This window comes from uncultured Pseudomonas sp., from assembly GCF_913777995.1.
GTDB lineage: Bacteria > Pseudomonadota > Gammaproteobacteria > Pseudomonadales > Pseudomonadaceae > Aquipseudomonas.
Genome location: NZ_CAJYVE010000034.1, coordinates 1 through 20,847, shown reverse-complemented (window position 1 = coordinate 20,847; position 20,847 = coordinate 1). Strand labels below are relative to the sequence as shown.

Annotated in this window: 19 protein-coding genes; 12 read left to right on the top strand and 7 right to left on the bottom strand. The window is 62.3% G+C overall.

What is annotated here, in order from left to right:
* Positions 1-21 precede the first annotated feature (21 nt).
* From QZ497_RS14500 to dksA, 4 genes are all read right to left on the bottom strand, one after another.
* On the bottom strand, positions 22-2,970 hold the full coding sequence (locus tag QZ497_RS14500) for a sensor histidine kinase (RefSeq protein ID WP_295476356.1): 2,949 nt from the start codon (positions 2,968-2,970) through the stop codon (positions 22-24).
* A complete protein-coding gene (locus QZ497_RS14495) occupies positions 2,960-3,136 on the bottom strand; it encodes a hypothetical protein (RefSeq protein ID WP_002552060.1) in 177 nt (58 codons plus the stop codon). Before QZ497_RS14495 ends, QZ497_RS14500 begins: the two co-directional genes overlap by 11 nt.
* Before the next feature lie 172 nt (positions 3,137-3,308).
* Entirely contained in the window at positions 3,309-4,196 is an 888-nt protein-coding gene (gluQRS, locus tag QZ497_RS14490; RefSeq protein ID WP_295476297.1) for a tRNA glutamyl-Q(34) synthetase GluQRS, read from the bottom strand.
* A gap of 62 nt (positions 4,197-4,258) precedes the next feature.
* A complete protein-coding gene (gene dksA / locus QZ497_RS14485; protein ID WP_295476295.1) occupies positions 4,259-4,696 on the bottom strand; it encodes an RNA polymerase-binding protein DksA in 438 nt (145 codons plus the stop codon).
* Between the two features lie 354 nt (positions 4,697-5,050).
* Between dksA and QZ497_RS14480 the strand changes: the two genes are divergently transcribed.
* From QZ497_RS14480 to deoC, 3 genes are all read left to right on the top strand, one after another.
* Entirely contained in the window at positions 5,051-6,223 is a 1,173-nt protein-coding gene (locus QZ497_RS14480; protein ID WP_295476293.1) for a pyridoxal phosphate-dependent aminotransferase, read from the top strand.
* Positions 6,223-6,933 (top strand): DNA/RNA nuclease SfsA, encoded by a 711-nt coding sequence (gene sfsA, locus QZ497_RS14475; protein WP_295476291.1) that lies wholly within the window; start codon positions 6,223-6,225, stop codon positions 6,931-6,933. The genes QZ497_RS14480 and sfsA overlap by 1 nt, the downstream gene beginning before the upstream one ends.
* 125 nt (positions 6,934-7,058) lie before the next feature.
* The gene (gene deoC / locus QZ497_RS14470) at positions 7,059-7,826 is read left to right on the top strand and encodes a deoxyribose-phosphate aldolase (protein ID WP_295476289.1); all 768 of its coding nucleotides are present in this window, start codon (positions 7,059-7,061) and stop codon (positions 7,824-7,826) included.
* A gap of 274 nt (positions 7,827-8,100) precedes the next feature.
* Here the strand turns inward: deoC and QZ497_RS14465 are convergent, their stop codons facing one another.
* Both QZ497_RS14465 and QZ497_RS14460 read right to left on the bottom strand, forming a co-directional pair.
* Positions 8,101-8,445, bottom strand: coding sequence for a pentapeptide repeat-containing protein (locus QZ497_RS14465; RefSeq protein WP_295476287.1), 345 nt, complete (start codon positions 8,443-8,445; stop codon positions 8,101-8,103).
* Positions 8,446-8,537: 92 nt separating this feature from the next.
* Positions 8,538-10,073: a bifunctional aminoglycoside phosphotransferase/ATP-binding protein gene (locus QZ497_RS14460; RefSeq protein WP_295476285.1), complete on the bottom strand. Its 1,536-nt coding sequence runs from the start codon at positions 10,071-10,073 to the stop codon at positions 8,538-8,540.
* A 130-nt stretch (positions 10,074-10,203) separates the two neighbouring features.
* Here QZ497_RS14460 and mrcB point away from each other — a divergent pair, with 130 nt between their 5' ends.
* Genes mrcB through QZ497_RS14445 form a run of 3 tightly spaced genes read left to right on the top strand, consistent with a single transcriptional unit; the run spans position 10,204 to position 13,629 of the window.
* Positions 10,204-12,528, top strand: coding sequence for a penicillin-binding protein 1B (gene mrcB / locus QZ497_RS14455; protein WP_295476283.1), 2,325 nt, complete (start codon positions 10,204-10,206; stop codon positions 12,526-12,528).
* Positions 12,529-12,544: 16 nt separating this feature from the next.
* Positions 12,545-13,300, top strand: a complete 756-nt coding sequence (locus QZ497_RS14450; protein ID WP_295476282.1) for a hypothetical protein — start codon at positions 12,545-12,547, stop codon at positions 13,298-13,300.
* Complete coding sequence (locus tag QZ497_RS14445; RefSeq protein WP_295476280.1) at positions 13,300-13,629, top strand: YqcC family protein; 330 nt, start codon at positions 13,300-13,302, stop codon at positions 13,627-13,629. Before QZ497_RS14450 ends, QZ497_RS14445 begins: the two co-directional genes overlap by 1 nt.
* A 17-nt stretch (positions 13,630-13,646) precedes the next feature.
* Here the strand turns inward: QZ497_RS14445 and QZ497_RS14440 are convergent, their stop codons facing one another.
* Positions 13,647-14,084: a DUF4124 domain-containing protein gene (locus QZ497_RS14440; RefSeq protein WP_295476279.1), complete on the bottom strand. Its 438-nt coding sequence runs from the start codon at positions 14,082-14,084 to the stop codon at positions 13,647-13,649.
* A gap of 398 nt (positions 14,085-14,482) precedes the next feature.
* Here QZ497_RS14440 and QZ497_RS14435 point away from each other — a divergent pair, with 398 nt between their 5' ends.
* The 6 genes from QZ497_RS14435 (at position 14,483) to msrQ (ending at position 20,481) form a co-directional block, all read left to right on the top strand.
* Positions 14,483-16,207: an acetolactate synthase 3 large subunit gene (locus QZ497_RS14435; protein ID WP_295476277.1), complete on the top strand. Its 1,725-nt coding sequence runs from the start codon at positions 14,483-14,485 to the stop codon at positions 16,205-16,207.
* 2 nt (positions 16,208-16,209) lie between these two features.
* A complete protein-coding gene (gene ilvN, locus QZ497_RS14430) occupies positions 16,210-16,701 on the top strand; it encodes an acetolactate synthase small subunit (protein WP_003250040.1) in 492 nt (163 codons plus the stop codon).
* 47 nt (positions 16,702-16,748) lie between these two features.
* On the top strand, positions 16,749-17,765 hold the full coding sequence (gene ilvC / locus QZ497_RS14425) for a ketol-acid reductoisomerase (protein ID WP_295476252.1): 1,017 nt from the start codon (positions 16,749-16,751) through the stop codon (positions 17,763-17,765).
* 198 nt (positions 17,766-17,963) lie between these two features.
* Positions 17,964-18,803, top strand: a complete 840-nt coding sequence (gene pssA, locus QZ497_RS14420; RefSeq protein WP_295476250.1) for a CDP-diacylglycerol--serine O-phosphatidyltransferase — start codon at positions 17,964-17,966, stop codon at positions 18,801-18,803.
* A gap of 62 nt (positions 18,804-18,865) precedes the next feature.
* Positions 18,866-19,879 (top strand): protein-methionine-sulfoxide reductase catalytic subunit MsrP, encoded by a 1,014-nt coding sequence (msrP, locus tag QZ497_RS14415; RefSeq protein ID WP_295476248.1) that lies wholly within the window; start codon positions 18,866-18,868, stop codon positions 19,877-19,879.
* On the top strand, positions 19,879-20,481 hold the full coding sequence (gene msrQ / locus QZ497_RS14410; RefSeq protein WP_295476246.1) for a protein-methionine-sulfoxide reductase heme-binding subunit MsrQ: 603 nt from the start codon (positions 19,879-19,881) through the stop codon (positions 20,479-20,481). Before msrP ends, msrQ begins: the two co-directional genes overlap by 1 nt.
* The last annotated feature ends 366 nt before the right edge of the window (positions 20,482-20,847 follow it).

The window sequence follows — 20,847 nt, the reverse complement described above, 5'->3', positions numbered from 1 at the left end:
GATTCGGTTCTCTCGACGGTCTCAGTTCACGGCGGACGTCGCGTCGACATGGCGCGGCAGTGTCACCCGGATGCGGGTACCACGCTGCCGTTCGATATCGGCCGGGCTGTCGATGGTGATCTGTCCATAATGCTCTTCAACGATTGAATAGACCAGAGCCAGGCCCAGTCCTGTCCCCTCGCCGGGGTCCTTGGTCGTGAAGAATGGCTCGAACAATCGGTCCATGATTGCTTTTGGAATACCGCTTCCTTCGTCTTCGACGATCAGATCCACGGTGTGTTCAGACGCTTCGCTCATGACCCGTACCGCGCTGCCCGGCGGCGAGGCGTCGCGCGCATTGGACAGCAGGTTGATCAGTACCTGGGCCAGGCGCTGCGGGTCGCCGTCGGCCCAGTGGTCCGGGTTGCAGAGGTTGTAGAACTGAATCTCGAAATTGCGCCGGTTGAGCGCCAGCAGACCGATGGCGTCCTGGGCGACTTCGGCCAGGCATACCGGCTCGTCACTGTTCTGGTGCGCGCCGGCATGGGCGAAGCTCATCAGCGACTGCACGATGCGCGACACGCGCTTGGTCTGTTCGATGATCTGGCTGCTGATTTCCGCCAGCTCCGGCTCGTCTTCGCGTTCTTCGCGCAGGTTCTGCGCCAGGCAGGCGATGCCGGTGATGGGGTTGCCGATTTCGTGGGCCACACCGGCGGCCAGGCGGCCGATGCTGGCCAGGCGTTCGGAATGCACCAGCTTGTCTTCGAGCATCTGGGTATCGGTAAGGTCCTCGACCAGCAGCACCAGGCCGCTGTTGCCCGGTGCCAGGGGTTCGTCGATGGCAGCCTTGTGCAGGTTCAGCCAGCGGATCTGCCCGTCCAGTGACAGGCGCTGCTTGTGCAGGTGCTCGTCGGGCACGCTGATGAAACTGGTCAGCAGGCCCTTCCAGGGTTCGGCGATGGTGCCCAGCCGCGAGCCGACCACGCGTTGCGCGGGCACCCCGGTGAGTTCTTCCATGGCTTTGTTCCACATGAGGATTTCCTGGTCCTTGGCCAGCGAGCAGACGCCCATCGGCAGTTCCTGCAGGGTCTGCCGGTGGTAGCGGCGCAAGGCGTCGAGTTCTGCGGCCAGGCCGGTGAGGCGCGAGTGGTAGTCCTCCAGACGGCTCTCGATGAAGTGGATGTCTTCGGTGACGTACTTTTCGCTGCCCGACTTGTAGGGCAGGAAGGTCTCGACCATGTCCTGGGCCACGCTGGGGCCCATCAGGCCCGACAGGTTGGCTTCGATGCGGTCGCGCAGGCGCCGCAGGGCATAGGGTCGCCGTTCGTCGAAGGGCAGGTACAGGTCATGCAGGGCCTGTTCGACTTCCTTCTGCGCGGCCTTGGGGCCTAATGGCTTGGCCAGCTGGGTGGCGAACTCCTGGGGCGAGGCGACGAACAGTTCACGGCGCTGCGGGCGGCGTACGTTGTCCACTGCACAGGCCTCGGCGGCGCTGGCTTCTTCGGCGCTGGCATTGGTGAACAACGACACCAGGGTGAACACCAGGACGTTGGCGGCCAGCGAGGCGATCGCCGCCATGTGCCAGCTGGTGTCGTCCAGCACATAGATCATGTTCAGCATCGGAATGTAGATGCCTTCCATGTTGCCGAGCAGCGGTAACAGCATGCTGAACAGCCAGACGGTGATGCCGGCCAGGATGCCGGCGATGAAGCCGCGACGGTTGGCGGTCGGCCAGTACAGCACCGAGAGCACGCCGGGCAGGAACTGCAGGGTGGCGACAAAGGCGACGATGCCCATGTTGGCCAGGTCCTGCTGAGCGCCGAGCATCAGGTAGAAGCAGTAGCCGGCAGCGATGATGGCGATGATCAGCGCGCGGCGGGTCCATTTCAGCCAGCGGTAGATGTTGCCTTCGGCCGGGGGCTGGTAGAGCGGCAGCACCAGGTGGTTCAGTGCCATGCCCGACAATGCCAGGGTGGTGACGATGATCAGGCCGCTGGCGGCCGACAGCCCGCCCACGTAGGCCAGCAGGGCCAGGGAGGGACTGTGCGCGGCCATGCCGATGCCCAGGGTGAAGTATTCCGGGCTGGTCGGTGCGCCGAGCTTGAGACCCGACCAGAGGATCAGCGGCACTGCCAGGCTGATCAGCAGCAGATAGAAAGGCAGACCCCAGCTGGCGCTGACCAGCGAGCGCGGGCTGAGGTTTTCGGTGAAGGTCATGTGATACATGTGCGGCATCACGATGGCCGAGGCGAAGAACACCAGCAGCAGGGTCCGCCACGGGCCTTCCTGCAGCGGCGTGTGCAGCGAGGCCAGCGCGGTCTGGTTCTGCAGCAGCCACATCTCCAGCTGCTGTGGGCCGCCGAACACGCCATACAGCGCATAAATGCCCAGGCCGCCGAGGGCGACCAGCTTGATGATGGACTCGAAGGCGATGGCGAACACCAGGCCCTGGTGCTTTTCCCGCGTGGCGATGTGGCGTGAGCCGAAGAAGATGGTGAACAGGCTGATCAGCGCGCAGAACGCCACGGCCACACGATTGCGCACCGGCTCGCCGGTGAGGATGCCGATGGAATCGGCCACCGCCTGGATCTGCAGGGCCAGCAGCGGCAGAACGCCGATGAGCATGAAAATGGTGGTCAGGGCGCCGGCCCAGGTGCTGCGGAAGCGGAAGGCGAACAGGTCGGCCAGTGACGACAGCTGATAGGTGCGGGTGATGCGCAGGATCGGGTAAAGCAGCACCGGCGCCAGCAGGAACGCCCCGGACACCCCAAGGTAGCTGGACAGGAAACCGTAGCCGTACTGGTAGGCCAGGCCGACCGTGCCGTAGAAGGCCCACGAGCTGGCATAGACGCCCAGCGACAGGGTGTAGGTCAGCGGGTGGCGAATGAACCGGCGCGGGATCAGGCCGCGCTCGCTGATCCAGGCCACCGCGAACAGCACCAGCAGGTAGGCGGCGCTGACCAGCAGCATCTGGGTGAGGCTAAAGCTCATCGGCGTCTCGCTGGCTCTGCAGGATGAAAGTCACCACGATGAGAATCAGCCACAGCATGTAGGGCCGGTACCAGGCCCCCGTGGCGTCGATCCACCAATCCATGATGGCCGGGGAAAACAGGTAGATGCCTACCACCAGGAGCAGGACCAACCGATAGATGTACATGGTGCCTCCCGGAACTCTGCGAGCGGTCGCGGCGTACGGCGTTGGCCGACGTGCAAGCGCTGATCCCTGCGGGTTGCCTGCCCTGTGATGGGGCAGGTAAGGAGCGGCATGTTAACCAATGCCGCATAACCTGCAAGCAGCGATTGTGGGCAATTTCGCCAGCCGCTCTGGATCAGTCTATTCCAGCTTCCGGCAGGCTGGGTACCCGGGCAATGGCCTCGGCGTTCCAGTGCTGCACGCCCCACTTGAGCAGTTCCTCGGGCGTGGCGTAGCGCAGCTGTGGGTCCGGGTTCTGGCCCAAGGCCCGCAGCGCGCGCAGCAGCAGTGGCGTGGCCTGGTCGGCCGGGAGCGGCGGTGAGCGATAGGACTTGCCCAGCTTGTGGCCGTCGGGCTGGGTGATCAGGGGCACGTGCAGGTAGCGCGGCTGGGCGATGCCGAGCAGCTCCTGCAGGTACAGTTGGCGAGGCGTGGAGTCCAGCAGGTCGGCACCGCGCACGATGTGGTTGATACCCTGCCAGGCGTCATCGATCACCACCGCCAATTGGTAAGCATAAAGGCCGTCACGGCGGCGAATCACGAAGTCACCGGACTCCCGCCCCAGATGCTGGCGGTACTCGCCCTGCACGCGGTCAGTGAAACGGTACTCGACTTCCGGTACGCGCACGCGAATCGCCGCGCCTTCAGGAGCATGGCCCAGGTTGCGGCAGGTGCCGGGGTAGATGCCGCCGAAGGGCTCCAGCTGCTTGCGTGAACAGGTGCAGGCGTAGGCCAGACCCTGGCTGAACCAGCGCTGCAGAACCTGGGCGTAGGCTTCATGGCGCTCGCTCTGGCGTACGCAGGGTCCGTCCCATTCGAAGCCGTAGGTTTCCAGGGTATGCAGGATCGCGGCCTGGGCGCCCGGCACTTCTCGGGGCGGGTCCAGGTCTTCCATGCGCATCAGCCACTGGCCGCCAGCGGCCCGGGCGTCAAGGTAAGAGGCCAGGGCGGCGACCAGCGAACCGAAATGCAGGTAACCGCTGGGGGTGGGCGCGAAGCGCCCGACATAAGAAGAGCTGTTCATCAACTGAAGTGTCCCGCCAACAAAAAAGACGCCGAAGCGTCTTTTCAGTCGAGTCGTCGCTGTTACTTGCCGACTTGCTTTTCCTTGATTTCTGCCAGGGTCTTGCAGTCGATGCACAGGTCGGCGGTCGGACGGGCTTCGAGGCGGCGGATACCGATCTCGACGCCGCAGGATTCGCACCAGCCATATTCTTCATCGAGAATGAGTTGCAGCGTCTTGTCGATCTTCTTGATCAACTTGCGTTCACGGTCACGGGCGCGAAGTTCGAGGCTGAACTCTTCTTCCTGGGTGGCACGGTCTGCCGGGTCCGGAAAGTTGGCTGCTTCATCCTTCATGTGGTCAACCGTACGGTCGACCTCCTGCATCAAGTCGTGCTTCCACTTGTTGAGGATCTTGGTGAAATGCGCGCGCATCCGCTCGCCCATATACTCTTCGCCCGGTGTTTCCACATAAGGCTCGAAGCCGCTGATTAGATGCTGTTGCTTTTCTTGCGTGGGCATGTATGGACCGCCTCTCACTCTTCTAATCTATTGCGCAGGATGTTCCATCACCGACACCCGTCGGCCCTGCAGGTGCAAGCCGGCGAACTTACCAGATCGATTCGTCGTCCGCTACTCCCGGTTGTCGAGCATGGTGGCGGGGTGTGAACGGGTTTTCGAAAGTCGGCTGGCCGGCCTTCAACTCTAGACATTAAAGCGCGGCGGAGTTTCTTTTTTTATTTTCTTGCCGACCGATTTTTTACCCCGCGTCAATCGACCCTGTTCGAGTCGGTGTTGGGTAGAATCGTGCCGGACTGTCTTGCCGGCATGGCCGCTGGACAAGCCGATACTTTCCGAAGCCTATAGGAATGCCCCATGGTCCAGCACTACAGTGCGCGCAGTCGCGCCATCGAACCCTTCCATGTCATGGCGCTGTTATCACGAGCCAATGAACTGCAGGCGGCCGGCCACGATGTCATCCACCTGGAAATCGGCGAGCCCGACTTCACCACCGCTCAGCCCATCGTCGAAGCCGGCCAGGCCGCCCTGGCACAGGGCAAGACCCGCTACACCGCCGCGCGCGGGCTGCCCGAGCTGCGTGCGGCGATTGCCGGCTTCTATGCGCGGCGCTATGGCCTGGACGTCGATCCGCAACGCATCCTGGTCACGCCGGGCGGCTCGGGGGCGCTGTTGCTGGCCAGCAGTCTGCTGGTCGATCCTGGCAAGCACTGGCTGCTGGCCGACCCTGGCTACCCCTGCAACCGCCACTTCCTGCGTCTGGTCGAAGGCGGCGCGCAGCTGGTGCCGGTTGGTCCCGAGGAGCGTTACCAGCTGACGCCCGACTTGGTGGAGCGCTTCTGGAACCAGGACAGCGTCGGAGCGCTGGTGGCCTCGCCCGCCAACCCGACCGGCACCTTGCTGCACCGCGACGAACTGCTCGGGCTGTCCGATGCGCTCAAGGCCCGGCGGGGGCATCTGGTGGTCGACGAGATCTATCACGGCCTTACCTATGGCACCGACGCTGCCAGTGTGCTGGAAGTGGACAATGACGCCTTCGTGCTCAACAGCTTCTCCAAGTACTTCGGTATGACCGGCTGGCGGCTGGGCTGGCTGGTAGCGCCCACGGCGGCGGTGGGCGAGCTGGAAAAGCTCGCGCAGAACCTCTACATCAGTGCGCCGAGCGTGGCCCAGTATGCTGCACTGGCGTGTTTCGAAGAGCCGACCCTGGAGATCCTCGAGCAGCGCCGCAGCGAGTTCGCCCGGCGCCGTGACTACCTGTTGCCAGCCCTGCGTGAGCTGGGCTTCGGTATCGCCGTGGAGCCGGAAGGGGCGTTCTACCTGTATGCCGATATCAGTGCGTTTGGCGGTGACGCCTTCGCCTTCTGCCAGCACTTTCTGGAAACCCAGCACGTGGCGTTCACTCCGGGGCTGGACTTTGGTCGCCACAAGGCCGGGCACCACGTGCGGTTCGCCTACACCCAAAGCCTGGAGCGCCTGGAGCAGGCGGTCGAGCGCATTGCCCGTGGCCTGCAGAGCTGGCAAGGCTGATGCGTTTTTCTCCTGCACTGGAAACCGGTCGCCTGTTGCTGCGTTACAAGCGCTTTCTGGCCGATATCGAGACCGACAGCGGCGAGCGTCTGACCATCCACTGCCCCAACACCGGCTCGATGCTCAATTGCATGCGGCCCGGCGGGCGGGTGTGGTTCAGCCGTTCCAACGACCCGAAGCGCAAGCTGCCCGGCACCTGGGAAATCAGCGAAACACCGCAGGGGCGGCTGGCCTGCATCAATACCGGGCGGGCCAATACCCTGGTCGAGGAAGCGCTGCGCGCCGGGGTCATCGAAGAGCTGGCCGGGTTCACCGCGCTCAAGCGCGAAGTGCCCTATGGCGTGGAAAACAGCCGGGTGGATTTCCGCCTGCAGTATCCCGAAGGCGACCTGTACCTGGAGGTCAAGAGCGTGACCCTGGGATACGACGATTCGCCGGTGGCGGCGTTTCCGGATGCGGTCACCCAGCGTGGTGCGCGGCACCTGCGCGAGTTGGCAGCGCTGGCCCGGCAAGGGGTTCGGGCGGCGCTGCTGTATTGCGTGAACCTTTCCGGCATCGTCGCGGTGCGTCCGGCGCGGGAAATCGATCCGGCCTATACGGCGGCCCTGCATGAGGCGATCGTCGCCGGTGTTCAGGTGCTGGCCTACGGCGTGGACATCAGCGCAGAAGAGGTACGCCTGGTCAGACGCCTTGAGGTCGTCGATACCTGAGCCCGGTAATCGGCACGAAAAGTTTGATTTACGCGTAGTCCTTTTCTCTGATTCCTGGGTAACCCATTCAGACGAGTGTGGCTGGTTTATTGTCCTGCTTCATTTGCGAAGTGGATGGGCAGGACATGGCAGCAGACACCGAGCCGCTGGCGTTTCAGGCGTTGGGCCTGGTGGAGTTGCTGGCGAGGGCTCACGACAGCAGCGAGCAACGTATCGTCAGCCTGTGCCGACGGGGCGTGACCTCGCTGGGACCGGTGGCGGCCGTGGGGGTGCCGGCGGCGTTCGCGGGCCTGGCGCGAACGACGCTGGATCAGCTGGGCGCGCAGCAGGCGGCGGTGGTGGCACAGATCAGGTTTCCGGCCGGGGGCACGGCCATCGAGGCGATTGCCGGGGAGGTGCGCGGCGCGCTGCTGGTCGGAGCCGACGAGGTCGATGTGGTATTTCCGTTTCGCGCACTGTTGTCGGGCAACGCCGACGTCGGCCACGACCTGGTGGCCGCCTGCAAGGCCGAGTGCCGACTGCAAGGCCGGCTTGTGGTGACGCTGGAAACCGGTGAGTTGCGTGACCCGCAGTTGATTCGCAGTGCCTGTCGCATCGCCATCGGGGCGGGGGCGGACTTCATCAAGAGCTGCACGGACCGGCTGCTCACGCCGTTGAGCGACCAGGCAGCGCGCATCATGCTCGAATGCATCGCCGAGGCCGGAGGCCAGGTGGGCTTCAAGGCCGCCGGAGGGCTGCGCAGCCTGGAGGATGTTCGGCCCGTGCTGCGGCTGGTCACAGAGCGTTTCGCACCTTCGTGGGTGGCGGGGCAGCGCCTGCGTCTGGGGGGCTCGGTCTTGCTGGACGACCTGCTAGGCCGGCTCGGGCTGATCGAGACAGGAATGCTTTATTGAAGGCAAAAAAAGACCCGGCAAAAATGCCGGGTCAAAAACCGTGATTAGCCTGATGAGGAGATAATCTGAGAGTCCGAACCAAGGTCTTTCAGGTTACCGACCAGTCTCGCGACCGGATGCGATAATCATAACGATTCTCATTTCTATGTCAACACCTGCTCATCGAAGTTTTTCTGCGCCCGCGCAAGAGCCGGGCGCTCGTGCGTCGTGGAGGCGAAAACGGATTAAAAGAAAAGCCACCCGCGGCAGGTGTGTGCAGGTGGCTGTGGGAGTCTCAGCGGGTGTTGTAGCGCAGGCGGGTGCCGAAATTGACCGACATCAGGATCTCGTCTGCGGTGAGTTCCCGCGGGAAGTAGGCTCCGGAGATCTGCGCGTGGGCGATGCTGGCACCTTCCATCGGCGTGTTGCGCAGGTCGAGCCCGCGCAGGTCGGCGGAGCGGAAGTAGGCATCGGTGAAGTCGATGCCGGTAATGTCCAGATTGCGCAGGTCAAGACCACGGAAATCGCCGCCACGCATGTCGATCACGCCACTCTTTGGCTTTTCCTGATTGAAGCCTGCAACGTCATCCTTACGCAGTAACAGATACAGCGGCGAGTCGATCTGTTTAGGCTGGCTCATAGCGGTTCTCGATTTCGTTGGAATTATGGCGCCATTATATCGCCACTAATGGCGCGCCGTGAAGCGGCAACCGCTCAACGGCGCGCCTTTTATCAGAGCCCCGGGAGGCGTCGACGGAGGTCGTCGGCCAGGCTGTCGAGTTCGTTGGCGACGTGGGTTTGCACCCGCTTGCTCGACAGCACTTCCTCGGCGCTCAGTGGCTCGCGGTTCGCCTGTTGGGCCTTGACGACCTCCAGAGTGGCCTGCGAAGGATCGCCGCCTTCGGCCTGGCGCTGTTGCAACCACTGCTCGATGATTTCCTGGGGCGCCTCGCAGTCCAGAATCAGGAAAGGTACGCCGCTGTTTTCGGCGACCTGAGCAGCGGCCTGACGCTGCGCCTGCTTGAGGTATGTGGCATCCAACACTACGGAGAAACCGGCATGCAGCACGTGGCCGGCCAGATCGTTGAGGCGCTGGTAGGTCGCCTCGCTGGCCTGGCTGGCATAGCGACTGGCGTCATCGGCATACAGGCGCTGGCGCTCGACGTCGGAGCGAATGCGGATGGCGCCCAGGTCCTCGACCAGGCGTTGGGCCACGTGGCTCTTGCCGCTGGCCGAGACACCATGGGTGATTGCCAGAAAGCGTGATGGTACGGCGCTGTAGCTTTCGGCCAGGTTGGCGTAGTTGCGGTACTGGGCCAGTACGCTGGCGCGGCGCTCGGCATCGGCATCTGCACCCAGGCCGAACAGTGCGACCTTGGCGCGCACCATGGCGCGGTAGGCCTTGTAGAAATTCAGCAGCTCCAGGCCCTGGTAGTCGCCGGTCAGCTCCAGGTAGCGGCTGATCAGGCGGTTCGACAGCGCCTTGAGGCCGCGGTCTTCGAGGTCCATGGCCAGGAAGCCGATGTCGGCATAGACGTCGGTCTTGCGGAATGGCTCGTTGAATTCGATGCAGTCGAACAGCACCACTTTGCCGTCGATGAGCGCGGCGTTGCCCAGGTGGATGTCGCCATGGCATTCACGGATGAAACCTTCGGCCTTGCGTTGAACCAACAGCGGGCGCAGCCGCTCAAAGCTCGACTGTGCCCAGGCCTCCAGAGCATCGAGCTGCTGCAGGTCGGTTTTTTCACTGATGAAGGGGCGAATCTGCTCGAAGTTCTGCGCGACCGGGGCCATGACGGACTCTGGCGAACCCAGCTCGGTTTCCGTGCCGACCTTGGGCGCGCTGAGGTGGAACTGGGCGATCTGCTCGGCCAGCTCGTCGATCTGCGCGCTGTGCAGATCGCCATTGGCCTGCACGGTGCTGAGCAGGCCGCTTTGCGGGAACTGGCGCATTTTCAGGGCGAATTCGATGGGTTCGCCAACGCCACCGAGCTGGGGCGCTTCGGCGCTGCCGGTCAGGGGGATGACTTCCAGGTACAGGTCTTGGGTCAGTCGCTGGTTCAGGCGCAGTTCTTCATGGCAGAAATGTTCGCGGGCCGCCAGGGTGGTGAAATCCAGGAAGCCGAAGTTCATCGGCTTCTTGATCTTGTAAACGTAGGGCCCAGTGAGCAGCACCCAGGAAATATGCGTTTCGATGACCTGGAACCCCTCCACCGGATGGGGGAACAGAGCAGGGTTCTGCAAGGCTGCGATCAGTGACTGGCTCACGGGCGGTCCTTCAATGATGATGTGGAAAATATATGCCTCAAGCCGGCCATTATGGCGACTCCGAACCGTGCTGCAAACCGCTGTCCGGGGCGTCTGTCGATCCTTTTCAAAGTGCGTATAATCCGCGCCCATGACTCGATCCCGCTCTTCCCGTACTCCCAAGAAACGCCCACCTTCCAGCCGTCTGCGGACCATACTGGGGTGGGGGCTGAAACTCGGTATCGTCGGCCTGGTGATCCTCGCCGGCTTCGCGGTCTACCTCGACGCCGTGGTGCAGGAGAAATTCTCCGGCAAGCGCTGGACGATTCCTGCCAAGGTCTATGCCCGTCCGCTGGAACTGTTCGTCGGCCAGAAACTGAGCCGTGATGACTTCCTGCTCGAACTCGACGCCCTGGGCTATCGCCGTGAAAGCGTGGCCAACGGACCGGGGGCTGCTGCGGTGAACGGCAATACCGTGGACCTCAACACTCGTGGGTTCCAGTTCTATGAAGGCACCGACCCGGCGCAGCAGATCCGGGTGCGCTTTGCCGGAGATTCGGTGGCCGACCTGACCTCGGCCAAGGGTGACAAGCTTGCCGTGGCACGCATGGAGCCGCTGTTGATCGGCGGCCTGTACCCCAAGAATCTCGAAGACCGCATCCTGATCAAGCTCGATCAGGCGCCGCCCTACCTGCTCGACGGTCTGGTGGCTGTCGAGGACCGCGACTTCTACAGCCACTTCGGTGTTTCGCCCAAGTCCATCGCCCGCGCCATCTGGGTGAACGCCACGGCCGGGCATATGCGCCAGGGCGGCAGTACGCTGACCCAGCAGTTGGTCAAGAACTTCTACCTGACCAACGAGCGCAGCCTGTCGCGCAAGCTCACCGAGGCGATGATGTCGGTGCTGCTGGAGCTGCATTACAGCAAGCAGGAAATCCTCGAGGCCTACCTGAACGAAGTGTTCGTCGGTCAGGATGGCCAGCGTGCAGTGCACGGCTTCGGCCTGGCCAGCCAGTATTTCTTCAGTCAGCCGCTGTCGGAGTTGAAGCTGCATCAGGTGGCCTTGCTGATCGGCATGGTCAAGGGGCCTTCCTATTACAACCCGCGACGTAACCCGGAGCGTGCGCTGGAGCGCCGCAACCTGGTGCTCGACCTGCTGGAACAGCAAGGTGTGGCTTCTGCCGAGGCGGTGGCCGCTGCCAAGCAGATGCCGCTGGGCGTGACCCGCACCGGCAGCCTGGCAGACAGCTCGTTCCCGGCGTTCCTCGATCTGGTCAAGCGCCAGTTGCGTGAGGATTACCGCGACGAGGACTTGACCGAGGAGGGGCTGCGGATCTTCACCAGTTTCGATCCGATCCTGCAAATGAAGTCCCAGGCGGCGATGGACGAGACCTTCAAGAAGTTCACCGGACGCAAGGGGGCCGATGAGGTCGAGGCGGCCATGGTGGTCACCAACCCCGAGACCGGCGAGGTGCAGGCCCTGCTGGGCAGCCGTCAGGCCGGTTTCGCCGGGTTCAACCGCGCCATCGATGCAGTACGGCCGATCGGCTCGCTGGTCAAGCCGGCGATCTACCTGACCGCTCTGGAGCAGCCCAACAAGTACACCCTCACCAGTTGGGTGGCCGACGAGCCGTTCCAGGTCAAAGGGGCCGATGGGCAGGTCTGGAAACCGCAGAACTACGATCGCAAGGCCCATGGCAATATTTTCCTGTACCAGGGGCTGGCGCATTCCTACAACCTGTCCACGGCCAAGCTGGGCCTGGAAGTCGGCGTGCCGGCCGTATTCAAGACACTCAACAAGTTGGGCGTGAACCGCGAGTGGCCGGTCTATCCTTCGATGTTGCTGGGCGCCGGTGGCCTCAGCCCGATGGAAGTGGCCACCATGTACCAGACCATCGCCAGCGGCGGCTTCAATACGCCGATGCGCGGTATCCGCAGCGTGCTGACCGCCGAGGGCGAGCCGCTCAAGCGCTATCCGTTCCAGATTCAGCAGCGCTTCGATCCGGGCGCCATCTATCTGGTGCAGAACGCCATGCAGCGGGTGATGCGCGAAGGCACCGGCAAATCGGTCTACAACGTACTGCCCAGCTCGCTGAACCTGGCGGGCAAGACCGGTACCAGTAACGACTCGCGTGACAGCTGGTTCGCCGGCTTCAGCCAGGACACTCTGGCGGTGGTGTGGATGGGCCGTGACGACAACGGCAAGACACCGTTCACCGGTGCCACCGGCGCGCTGCAGGTCTGGACCAGCTTCATGCGCAAGGCCGATCCTTTGCCGCTGGACATGGCCATGCCCGACAACGTGGTGCAGGCCTGGGTGGATGCCGCCACCGGGCAGGGCTCCGATGCGAGTTGCCCGAATGCCGTGCAGATGCCGTATATTCGCGGCAGCGAACCGGTGCCAGGCCCCAGCTGCGGCAGCGGCCCCGCCCCGGCCGAGTCCGTGATGGACTGGGTCAAGGGATGGTTGAATTAAGCGAAGAGGGTTTGACGTGAATAAATGGTGGATTCCGGCTGTAACAGCGCTGACCGTGCTCAGTGGTTGCGCCAGTGTTCCGCAAGGCTCGATCCCGGTGGTGGATTCGGGCTCCAAGGTGTCCAACAGCGAGCGGGTCAATGCTTCGCGCAACACCGGCTACCGTCCAGGCGCCGCGCAGCCCCAGCAACCGCAGGCGCAGTCGATTCCCGAAGACTCGGGCGTGACCGTCATGGTGCCGGCCGGTGGCAGTGGCGGCGCGATCCAGACCTATTCGGCCCCGACAGGCCAGGCGCCGATCAGTGTTGATTCGCCACCCATCGACACCTCGGGCAGTTATCAGATGCCACCGGCCTCCGCGCCTGCCGCAGGGGGCTATAACCCTGCCTCCGCACCGACGGGTATTCCGTCCAGCAGCAATAGCGGTGGCTTGTCCGCCGACGAACAGCTCGATGGCCCGGTGCTGGCGCTGCTGACCACCGCTCAGCAACAGCAAAGCGGTGGCGACCTCAATGGCGCCTCTTCGAGCCTGGAGCGCGCCCAGCGCGTCGCCCCACGCGAGCCTCAGGTGCTGTACCGCCTGGCTCAGGTGCGCCTGGCCCAGGGTGATGCGGCCCAGGCCGAGCAGTTGTCGCGGCGCGCCCTGACCTATGCCAACGGTCGCCCGAGCCTGCAGGCCAGTCTGTGGGAGCTGATCGCCCAGTCACGTGAGAAACAGGGTGATGCTGCGGGTGCAGCGCTGGCGCGCCAGAAAGCCAAGGTCAACCTGTGATGGACAAGCGAGTTCCTGCACTGGCTGACCAGTTGCTGTCGATCGAACAGGCCCTGCGTGAGCTGGGCTGGTGGGAAAGCAGTGCACCGGCACCGCAGGCGCTGGCCAGCCAGCAGCCGTTCTGCGTCGACACCCTGTCGTTCGAGCAGTGGCTGCAGTGGATTTTCCTGCCGCGCATGAAGGCCATCGTCGAGCAGTCGCTGCCGTTGCCCAGTGTGTCCGGCATTCGCGAGATGGCAGAGATGGTCTACGTCGAGCGTCCCGAGCAGGTGCGCAACCTGCTGGCGTCGCTCAGCCGTTTCGACCAGTTGATCGGTAAGGCCGGCTGAGGGAAACGCGGTTTCCCTCAGTTGCAGTACTCGGCAATCATCTTTTCGGTTTCATCGATGCGCGCCTGACGCTCTTCCTGGGTCAGGCGTTTGTATCCGTCTTCCACCGGCTCGCGAATGCGCGAGTAGGTCTTCAGCTTGGCCAGGTTGGTGCGGATGATTTCGCAGTTGGCTTGGCGCTTCTTTTCTTCTACGGCGGCCTGCTTCTTGACCTTGGCGTCGATGGCGCGCTGCTGCGCTGCCGGGTCGGGCTCCGTATTGCGCGGCGCGCTGCTGCCGCTGCTGGGTGGCGGTGATGCCTGCAGGTCGACCTGCTCGGCGGGGGCGCCGGCCGGTGGTGTCGCGTCGTAGTGGGTCACGCCCTGGGCGTCGACCCATTTGTAGATCTGCGCCGCCTGTACGCTGGCGCCCGTGGCCAGCCATAACAACACCGCTGAAACGATCATTGCGCGCATCGTGCTTCCTTGAAGTGCTCGTCAGTGGCGCACGCTATCACATCGGCCGCATGACGTCCGTGACTGGCGGTTTTCATGGGAATCATGGAAGAAAGCTTACGGATGACTTGACTTGCAGGGGGCGAATCACAACAATTCAAAGTTCGCTGTAGGGGGACTGCCAGAAGCAGACCGTCTCGGTAGATCATGAGGCGCACATCCGCGTCGACCTGTAACACCCGCAACGCGTTACCTCGCGCTGGGTGGGACCGTTCCGCAACACTCAGGGACATCCCAATACTTGCTCAGTCAGTGCTGACGTAGTCGGCGACCACCGTCGCTCATGCTCTGCTAGGCAGTAAACCTATTAAGACCCGTCCGCCCATGGACGGTATTCTGGCGTTTTAGAGGTGAACAACGTGGAGCTTTTATCTGGCGCTGAAATGGTCGTCCGCTTCCTGCGTGACGAAGGCGTTAAGCACATCTATGGCTACCCGGGCGGCGCGCTCCTGCACGTATACGATGCGCTGTTCAAGGAACCCGAGGTCAGTCATATCCTGGTCCGCCACGAGCAGGCCGCTACCCACATGGCCGATGGCTATGCCCGTGCGACCGGCAAGGCCGGCGTGGTGCTGGTGACTTCCGGCCCAGGTGCAACCAACGCCATCACCGGTATCGCCACTGCCTACATGGACTCGATCCCCATGGTGGTCATCTCTGGCCAGGTGCCCAGCACCCTGGTCGGTACCGATGCCTTCCAGGAAACCGACATGATCGGTATCTCCCGTCCGATCGTGAAGCACAGCTTCATGATCAAGCACCCGACGGAGATTCCAGAAGTCCTGAAGAAAGCCTTCTATCTCGCACAATCCGGCCGTCCCGGCCCGGTGGTGGTCGACCTGCCCAAGGACATGACCAACCCGGCCGAGAAGTTCGAATACGTCTACCCGAAAAAGATCAAGCTGCGCTCCTACAGCCCGGCGGTCCGCGGCCACTCCGGCCAGATCCGCAAGGCCGTGGAGATGCTGCTGGCTGCCAAGCGTCCGGTCATCTACTCCGGTGGTGGCGTGGTCATGGGCAATGGTGCCGCTGCGCTGACCGAGCTGGCTCGCCTGCTCAACGCACCGGTGACCAACACGTTGATGGGCCTGGGTGGCTACCCGGGTACCGATCGCCAGTTCATCGGCATGCTGGGCATGCACGGCAGCTACACCGCCAACGTCGCCATGCACCACACCGACGTGATCCTCGCGGTGGGCGCGCGCTTCGATGACCGGGTCATCAACGGCGCTGCCAAGTTCTGCCCGAACGCCAAGATCATCCACATCGACATCGACCCGGCGTCGATCTCCAAGACCATCAAGGCCGACGTGCCGATCGTGGGACCGGTGGAGAGCGTGCTGACCGACATGGTCGCGACCTTCAAGGAAATCGGCCAGGCTCCCGACAAGGAAGCGGTCGCCGCCTGGTGGAAGCAGATCGACGAATGGCGCGCCAGTGGCGACCTGTTCCCGTACGACCGTGGCGATGGCAGCGTGATCAAGCCGCAGAAGGTCATCGAGACCCTGCACGAAGTGACCAAGGGCGATGCCTACATCACCTCGGACGTCGGCCAGCACCAGATGTTCGCCGCGCAGTACTACCGCTTTGACAAGCCGAACCGCTGGATCAACTCCGGTGGCCTGGGCACCATGGGCTTCGGTTTCCCGGCAGCCATGGGCATCAAGCTGAACTTCCCAGATGCCGATGTGGCGTGCGTGACCGGTGAAGGCAGTATCCAGATGAACATCCAGGAGCTGTCCACCTGCCTGCAGTACGACCTGCCGGTGAAGATCATCCTGCTCAACAACGGCGTGCTCGGCATGGTCCGTCAGTGGCAGGACATGAGCTACGGCGGCCGTCACTCGCACTCCTACGTGGAGTCGCTGCCTGACTTCGTCAAGCTGGTCGAAGCCTATGGTCACGTTGGTGTGCGCATCACCGACCTCAAGGACCTGAAGCCGAAGCTGGAAGAAGTCTTCGCCATGAAGGATCGCCTGGTCTTCGTCGACATCCAGGTCGATGTGAGCGAGCACGTCTACCCGATGCAGATCAAGGACGGCTCGATGCGCGATATGTGGTTGAGCAAGACGGAGCGGACATAATCATGCGGCACATCATTTCCCTTCTGCTGGAAAACGAACCGGGTGCACTGTCTCGCGTCGTGGGTCTGTTTTCCCAGCGTAACTACAACATCGAAAGCCTGACCGTGGCGCCGACCGAGGACCCGACCCTGTCGCGTCTGACGCTGACCACGGTGGGGCATGATGAGGTGATCGAGCAGATCACCAAGAACCTCAATAAACTGGTTGAAGTGGTCAAGCTGGTCGACCTGTCCGAGAGCGCGCACATCGAGCGCGAACTCATGCTGGTCAAGGTCAAGGCCACTGGCGCGCAGCGTGCCGAGATCAAGCGCACCACGGATATCTTCCGCGGGCAGATCGTCGACGTCACGGCCAGCGTGTATACCGTGCAGTTGAGTGGCACCAGTGACAAACTCGATAGCTTCATCCAGGCCATCGGCACCGCGTCCATTCTGGAAACGGTCCGCAGTGGCGTAACGGGCATCGCCCGTGGCGATAAAGTTCTGAGCATCTGACCAATTTGCAATTTGGCCCGAGTGGCCAAGATAAACAGGGGATTTCCATGAAAGTTTTCTACGACAAAGACTGTGACCTTTCGATCATCCAGGGCAAGAAAGTCGCGATCATCGGCTACGGTTCCCAGGGCCACGCTCAGGCGTGCAACCTGAAGGACTCGGGCGTTGACGTCACTATCGGCCTGCGTAAAGGTTCGGCTACTGTCGCCAAGGCCGAAGCCCACGGCCTGAAAGTGACCGACGTTGCCAGCGCCGTTGCCGCTGCCGACCTGGTCATGATCCTGACCCCCGACGAATTCCAGGGCCAGCTGTACAAGCAGGAAATCGAGCCGAACCTCAAGCAGGGCGCTACCCTGGCGTTCTCCCACGGCTTCGCCATTCACTACAACCAGGTCGTTCCTCGCGCCGACCTGGACGTGATCATGATCGCGCCAAAAGCGCCGGGTCACACCGTACGTACCGAGTTCGTCAAGGGCGGCGGTATCCCTGACCTGATCGCCGTTTACCAGGACGCTTCGGGCAATGCCAAGAACGTCGCTCTGTCCTACGCTTCGGGCGTCGGTGGCGGCCGTACCGGCATCATCGAAACCACCTTCAAGGACGAGACCGAAACCGACCTGTTCGGTGAGCAGGCCGTTCTGTGCGGCGGTACCGTCGAGCTGGTCAAGGCCGGTTTCGAAACCCTGGTCGAAGCGGGCTACGCGCCAGAAATGGCCTACTTCGAGTGCCTGCACGAGCTGAAGCTGATCGTTGACCTCATGTACGAAGGCGGTATCGCCAACATGAACTACTCGATCTCCAACAACGCCGAGTACGGTGAGTACGTGACTGGCCCAGAGGTCATCAACGCCGAATCCCGCCAGGCCATGCGCAACGCTCTGAAGCGCATCCAGGACGGCGAATACGCGAAGATGTTCATCAGCGAAGGCGCCACCGGCTACCCATCGATGACCGCCAAGCGTCGTAACAACGCTGCCCACGGCATCGAAGTCATCGGTGAGCAACTGCGTTCGATGATGCCTTGGATCGCGGCGAACAAGATCGTCGACAAGACCAAGAACTGAGTTCGCGGTGATTGCGAAGAACGCGGCCAGGTGCCGCGTTCTTTCGTTTCAGGGGTATGGATATTTTCCGCTGTTCAGCTTTGCGACAAGTGCCGGAACGTCAAGCGCGGCGAGTTCTGGTATAAAGCTGCATCGTTTGCCGGCAACGTGCCCGGCAGACAGCCTGTCAACATTTCAAACCGCTGCAAGGTAATCTTCATGAGCGAACGTCCTGAAGAACCCCGCCAGGGTTCCGACGCCGAAAGCCTGCTACCGATCGATGAACACGTTGAAGAAGGACATGACGCCGAAGGGCGCAAGGTCCGGCATCGCGGCATCTACCTGCTGCCCAACCTGTTCACCACCGCGAACCTGTTCGCCGGCTTCTATTCCATCATCAGTTCGATGAGTGCCATGAGCGCCGGCGATGCCGCCAGCGCCAGCAAGTACTTCGCCTTCTCGGCCATCGCGATTTTCGTTGCCATGGTGCTCGACGGCCTGGATGGCCGCGTGGCGCGCATGACCAATACCCAGAGCGCCTTCGGCGCAGAGTACGACTCGCTGTCCGATATGGTCGCCTTCGGTGTCGCGCCTGCCTTGCTGGCCTTCGGTTGGGCGCTGGGCGACATGGGCAAAGTCGGCTGGATGGTCGCCTTCATCTATGTTGCGGGCGCTGCGCTGCGCCTGGCGCGCTTCAATACCCAGGTGGGCAAGGCCGACAAGCGTTATTTCATCGGCCTGGCCAGCCCGGCGGCCGCCGGCGTAGTGGCCGGTACCGTCTGGGCGTTCAGCGACTACGGTATCCAAGGCTCGAAGCTGTCGTTCCTGGTGGCGCTTCTGGTGGCGGCCGCCGGCATGCTGATGGTCAGCAATATCAAGTACAACAGCTTCAAGGACCTGGACTTGAAAGGTCGTGTGCCCTTTGTTGCCATTCTTGTCGTGGTGCTGATCTTCGCCGTGGTCTTCAGCGACCCGCCACGCATTCTGCTGCTGATTTTCCTGGCTTACGCCTTGTCAGGTCCCGTTCAGCATCTGTTACGTTCGCAGCGTCGCAACTGAGTTGATTTTGGGCATACTCCACAGTCTAACGGTGCGTCAGCACTCAAGCCTGTGGAGTTGTCATGCTCATCAAGCGCCCCTCGGCTTCCGACTCGCGTGAGTCGGAAGTCACGCCTGAATCCATTTACCTTTCCCGTCGTACATTGCTGGGTGGCTCGCTGGCCGGACTGGCCGTGAGCGCCATGCCGTCCTGGGCTCATGCAACCGAGCAGTCCCGCTACGCGGATGTCGAGCCCGGCAAGCCGCCTGCATGGTTCACCGACAAACTTGGCGCCACCCGCTGGCAGGCCGTCACGGCCGGCAGCGAGGCCATAACGCCTTTCAAGGACGCGACCCATTACAACAACTTCTATGAGTTCGGTACCGGCAAAGGGGATCCAGCGCAAAACGCCGGCTCCTTGAAGACTGAGCCATGGAGCGTGGTGATCGATGGTGAGGTTGGCAAGCCCGGGCGCTACGCGCTCGAAGACTTCATCAAGCCTTATCAGCTCGAAGAACGTATCTACCGGCTGCGCTGCGTGGAGGCCTGGTCCATGGTCATTCCGTGGATCGGCTTTCCGCTGGCCGCCTTGCTCAAGCAGGTCGAGCCCACCTCGAAGGCGCGCTATATACGCTTCGAAACCCTCAAGGATCCGGAGTCGATGCCGGGCCAGCGCTCCGGTTTCGCCTTGATCGACTGGCCTTATGTAGAAGGGCTGCGCCTGGATGAAGCCATGCACCCGCTGACCATTCTGGCAGTCGGTATGTATGGCCGCGAGCTGCCCAACCAGAACGGTGCTCCGCTGCGGCTGGTCGTCCCTTGGAAGTACGGCTTCAAGGGCGTGAAGTCCATCGTGCGTATCAGCCTGGTCAGCGAGCAGCCGAAGACTACCTGGCAGAGTATCGCGTCGGACGAGTACGGTTTCTACGCCAACGTCAATCCGACGGTGGATCACCCACGCTGGAGCCAGGCCCGGGAGCGGCGCTTGCCCAGTGGGCTGTTCAGCCCCAATCTGCGGCAGACCGAGATGTTCAATGGCTATGCAGAGGAAGTGGCCTCTCTCTATAGCGGTATGGATCTGCGCAAGGACTATTGATGCGACATGCTTATTGGCGGGTAGGAGTGTTTCTCGCGGCGCTGGCCTTTCCGGTGTGGTGGGTGTACCAAGCGTGGATTTTTGCCCTGGGGCCGGATCCGGGGAAGGTGCTGGTGGATCGTCTCGGGCTGGGTACGCTGATCATTCTATTGATTACCCTGAGTATCACGCCTATGGCGAAGCTGACCGGCTGGTCTGGCTGGATGGCAGTGCGTCGGCAACTGGGCTTGTGGAGCTTCGCGTATGCCGTGCTGCACCTGAGTTTCTATGCCTTGTTCATTCTGGGGCTGGATTGGAGGCAGTTGGGTGTGGAGCTGGTGAAGCGGCCCTACATCATCGTTGGTGCCGTGGCCTGGGTCGGACTGCTGGCGCTGGCGCTGACCTCCAATCGATACAGTCAGCGTAGGCTGGGTCGGCGCTGGAAGCGCCTGCACCAGCTGGTTTACGGGATTCTGATTCTGGGCCTGTTGCACATGCTCTGGATCGTTCGCGCCGATCTTGAAGAGTGGGCTATCTATAGTGCGATCGGTGTATTTCTTCTGGCGCTGCGTATCCCGGCCGTGGCGCGCCGCATCCCTCGTATTGGTTCAGCGAAGCGGTAAATTCAAAAAAGTTGAAATTAACAGTTGACGGCCTTTCAGATGTCCTTATAATGCGCACCACTTCCAACGCGGAATGCACCGAAAACTCCTTGATAATCAACGAGTTAAGGTGAAGCGAAAGAAGTGGTGCGAATCTTCGGATTCCGGCGGTGAAAAAGGCAGTTGACAGCAACTTAGGATGCTGTAAGATTCGCCTCCCGCTGACGAGATGATCGAATGATCGCTCGGCACGCAAGCGCTTCGAAGTTTGAATCGAGATTGAAACTTCTGAAAATAAACGCTTGACAGATTAAGAGGTTAGCGTAGAATGCGCGCCTCGGTTGAAGCGAAAGGCTCAACCAACCGCTCTTTAACAACTGAATCAAG

What these genes read in the sequence shown, in the direction of transcription:
- QZ497_RS14500 (WP_295476356.1), bottom strand. Translation starts at nt 2,970, where the DNA reads ATGAGCTTTAGCCTCACCCAGATGCTGCTGGTCAGCGCCGCCTACCTG.
- QZ497_RS14495 (WP_002552060.1), bottom strand. Translation starts at nt 3,136, where the DNA reads ATGTACATCTATCGGTTGGTCCTGCTCCTGGTGGTAGGCATCTACCTG.
- gluQRS (WP_295476297.1), bottom strand. Translation starts at nt 4,196, where the DNA reads ATGAACAGCTCTTCTTATGTCGGGCGCTTCGCGCCCACCCCCAGCGGT.
- dksA (WP_295476295.1), bottom strand. Translation starts at nt 4,696, where the DNA reads ATGCCCACGCAAGAAAAGCAACAGCATCTAATCAGCGGCTTCGAGCCT.
- QZ497_RS14480 (WP_295476293.1), top strand. Translation starts at nt 5,051, where the DNA reads ATGGTCCAGCACTACAGTGCGCGCAGTCGCGCCATCGAACCCTTCCAT.
- sfsA (WP_295476291.1), top strand. Translation starts at nt 6,223, where the DNA reads ATGCGTTTTTCTCCTGCACTGGAAACCGGTCGCCTGTTGCTGCGTTAC.
- deoC (WP_295476289.1), top strand. Translation starts at nt 7,059, where the DNA reads ATGGCAGCAGACACCGAGCCGCTGGCGTTTCAGGCGTTGGGCCTGGTG.
- QZ497_RS14465 (WP_295476287.1), bottom strand. Translation starts at nt 8,445, where the DNA reads ATGAGCCAGCCTAAACAGATCGACTCGCCGCTGTATCTGTTACTGCGT.
- mrcB (WP_295476283.1), top strand. Translation starts at nt 10,204, where the DNA reads ATGACTCGATCCCGCTCTTCCCGTACTCCCAAGAAACGCCCACCTTCC.
- QZ497_RS14445 (WP_295476280.1), top strand. Translation starts at nt 13,300, where the DNA reads ATGGACAAGCGAGTTCCTGCACTGGCTGACCAGTTGCTGTCGATCGAA.
- QZ497_RS14440 (WP_295476279.1), bottom strand. Translation starts at nt 14,084, where the DNA reads ATGCGCGCAATGATCGTTTCAGCGGTGTTGTTATGGCTGGCCACGGGC.
- ilvN (WP_003250040.1), top strand. Translation starts at nt 16,210, where the DNA reads ATGCGGCACATCATTTCCCTTCTGCTGGAAAACGAACCGGGTGCACTG.
- ilvC (WP_295476252.1), top strand. Translation starts at nt 16,749, where the DNA reads ATGAAAGTTTTCTACGACAAAGACTGTGACCTTTCGATCATCCAGGGC.
- pssA (WP_295476250.1), top strand. Translation starts at nt 17,964, where the DNA reads ATGAGCGAACGTCCTGAAGAACCCCGCCAGGGTTCCGACGCCGAAAGC.
- msrP (WP_295476248.1), top strand. Translation starts at nt 18,866, where the DNA reads ATGCTCATCAAGCGCCCCTCGGCTTCCGACTCGCGTGAGTCGGAAGTC.
- msrQ (WP_295476246.1), top strand. Translation starts at nt 19,879, where the DNA reads ATGCGACATGCTTATTGGCGGGTAGGAGTGTTTCTCGCGGCGCTGGCC.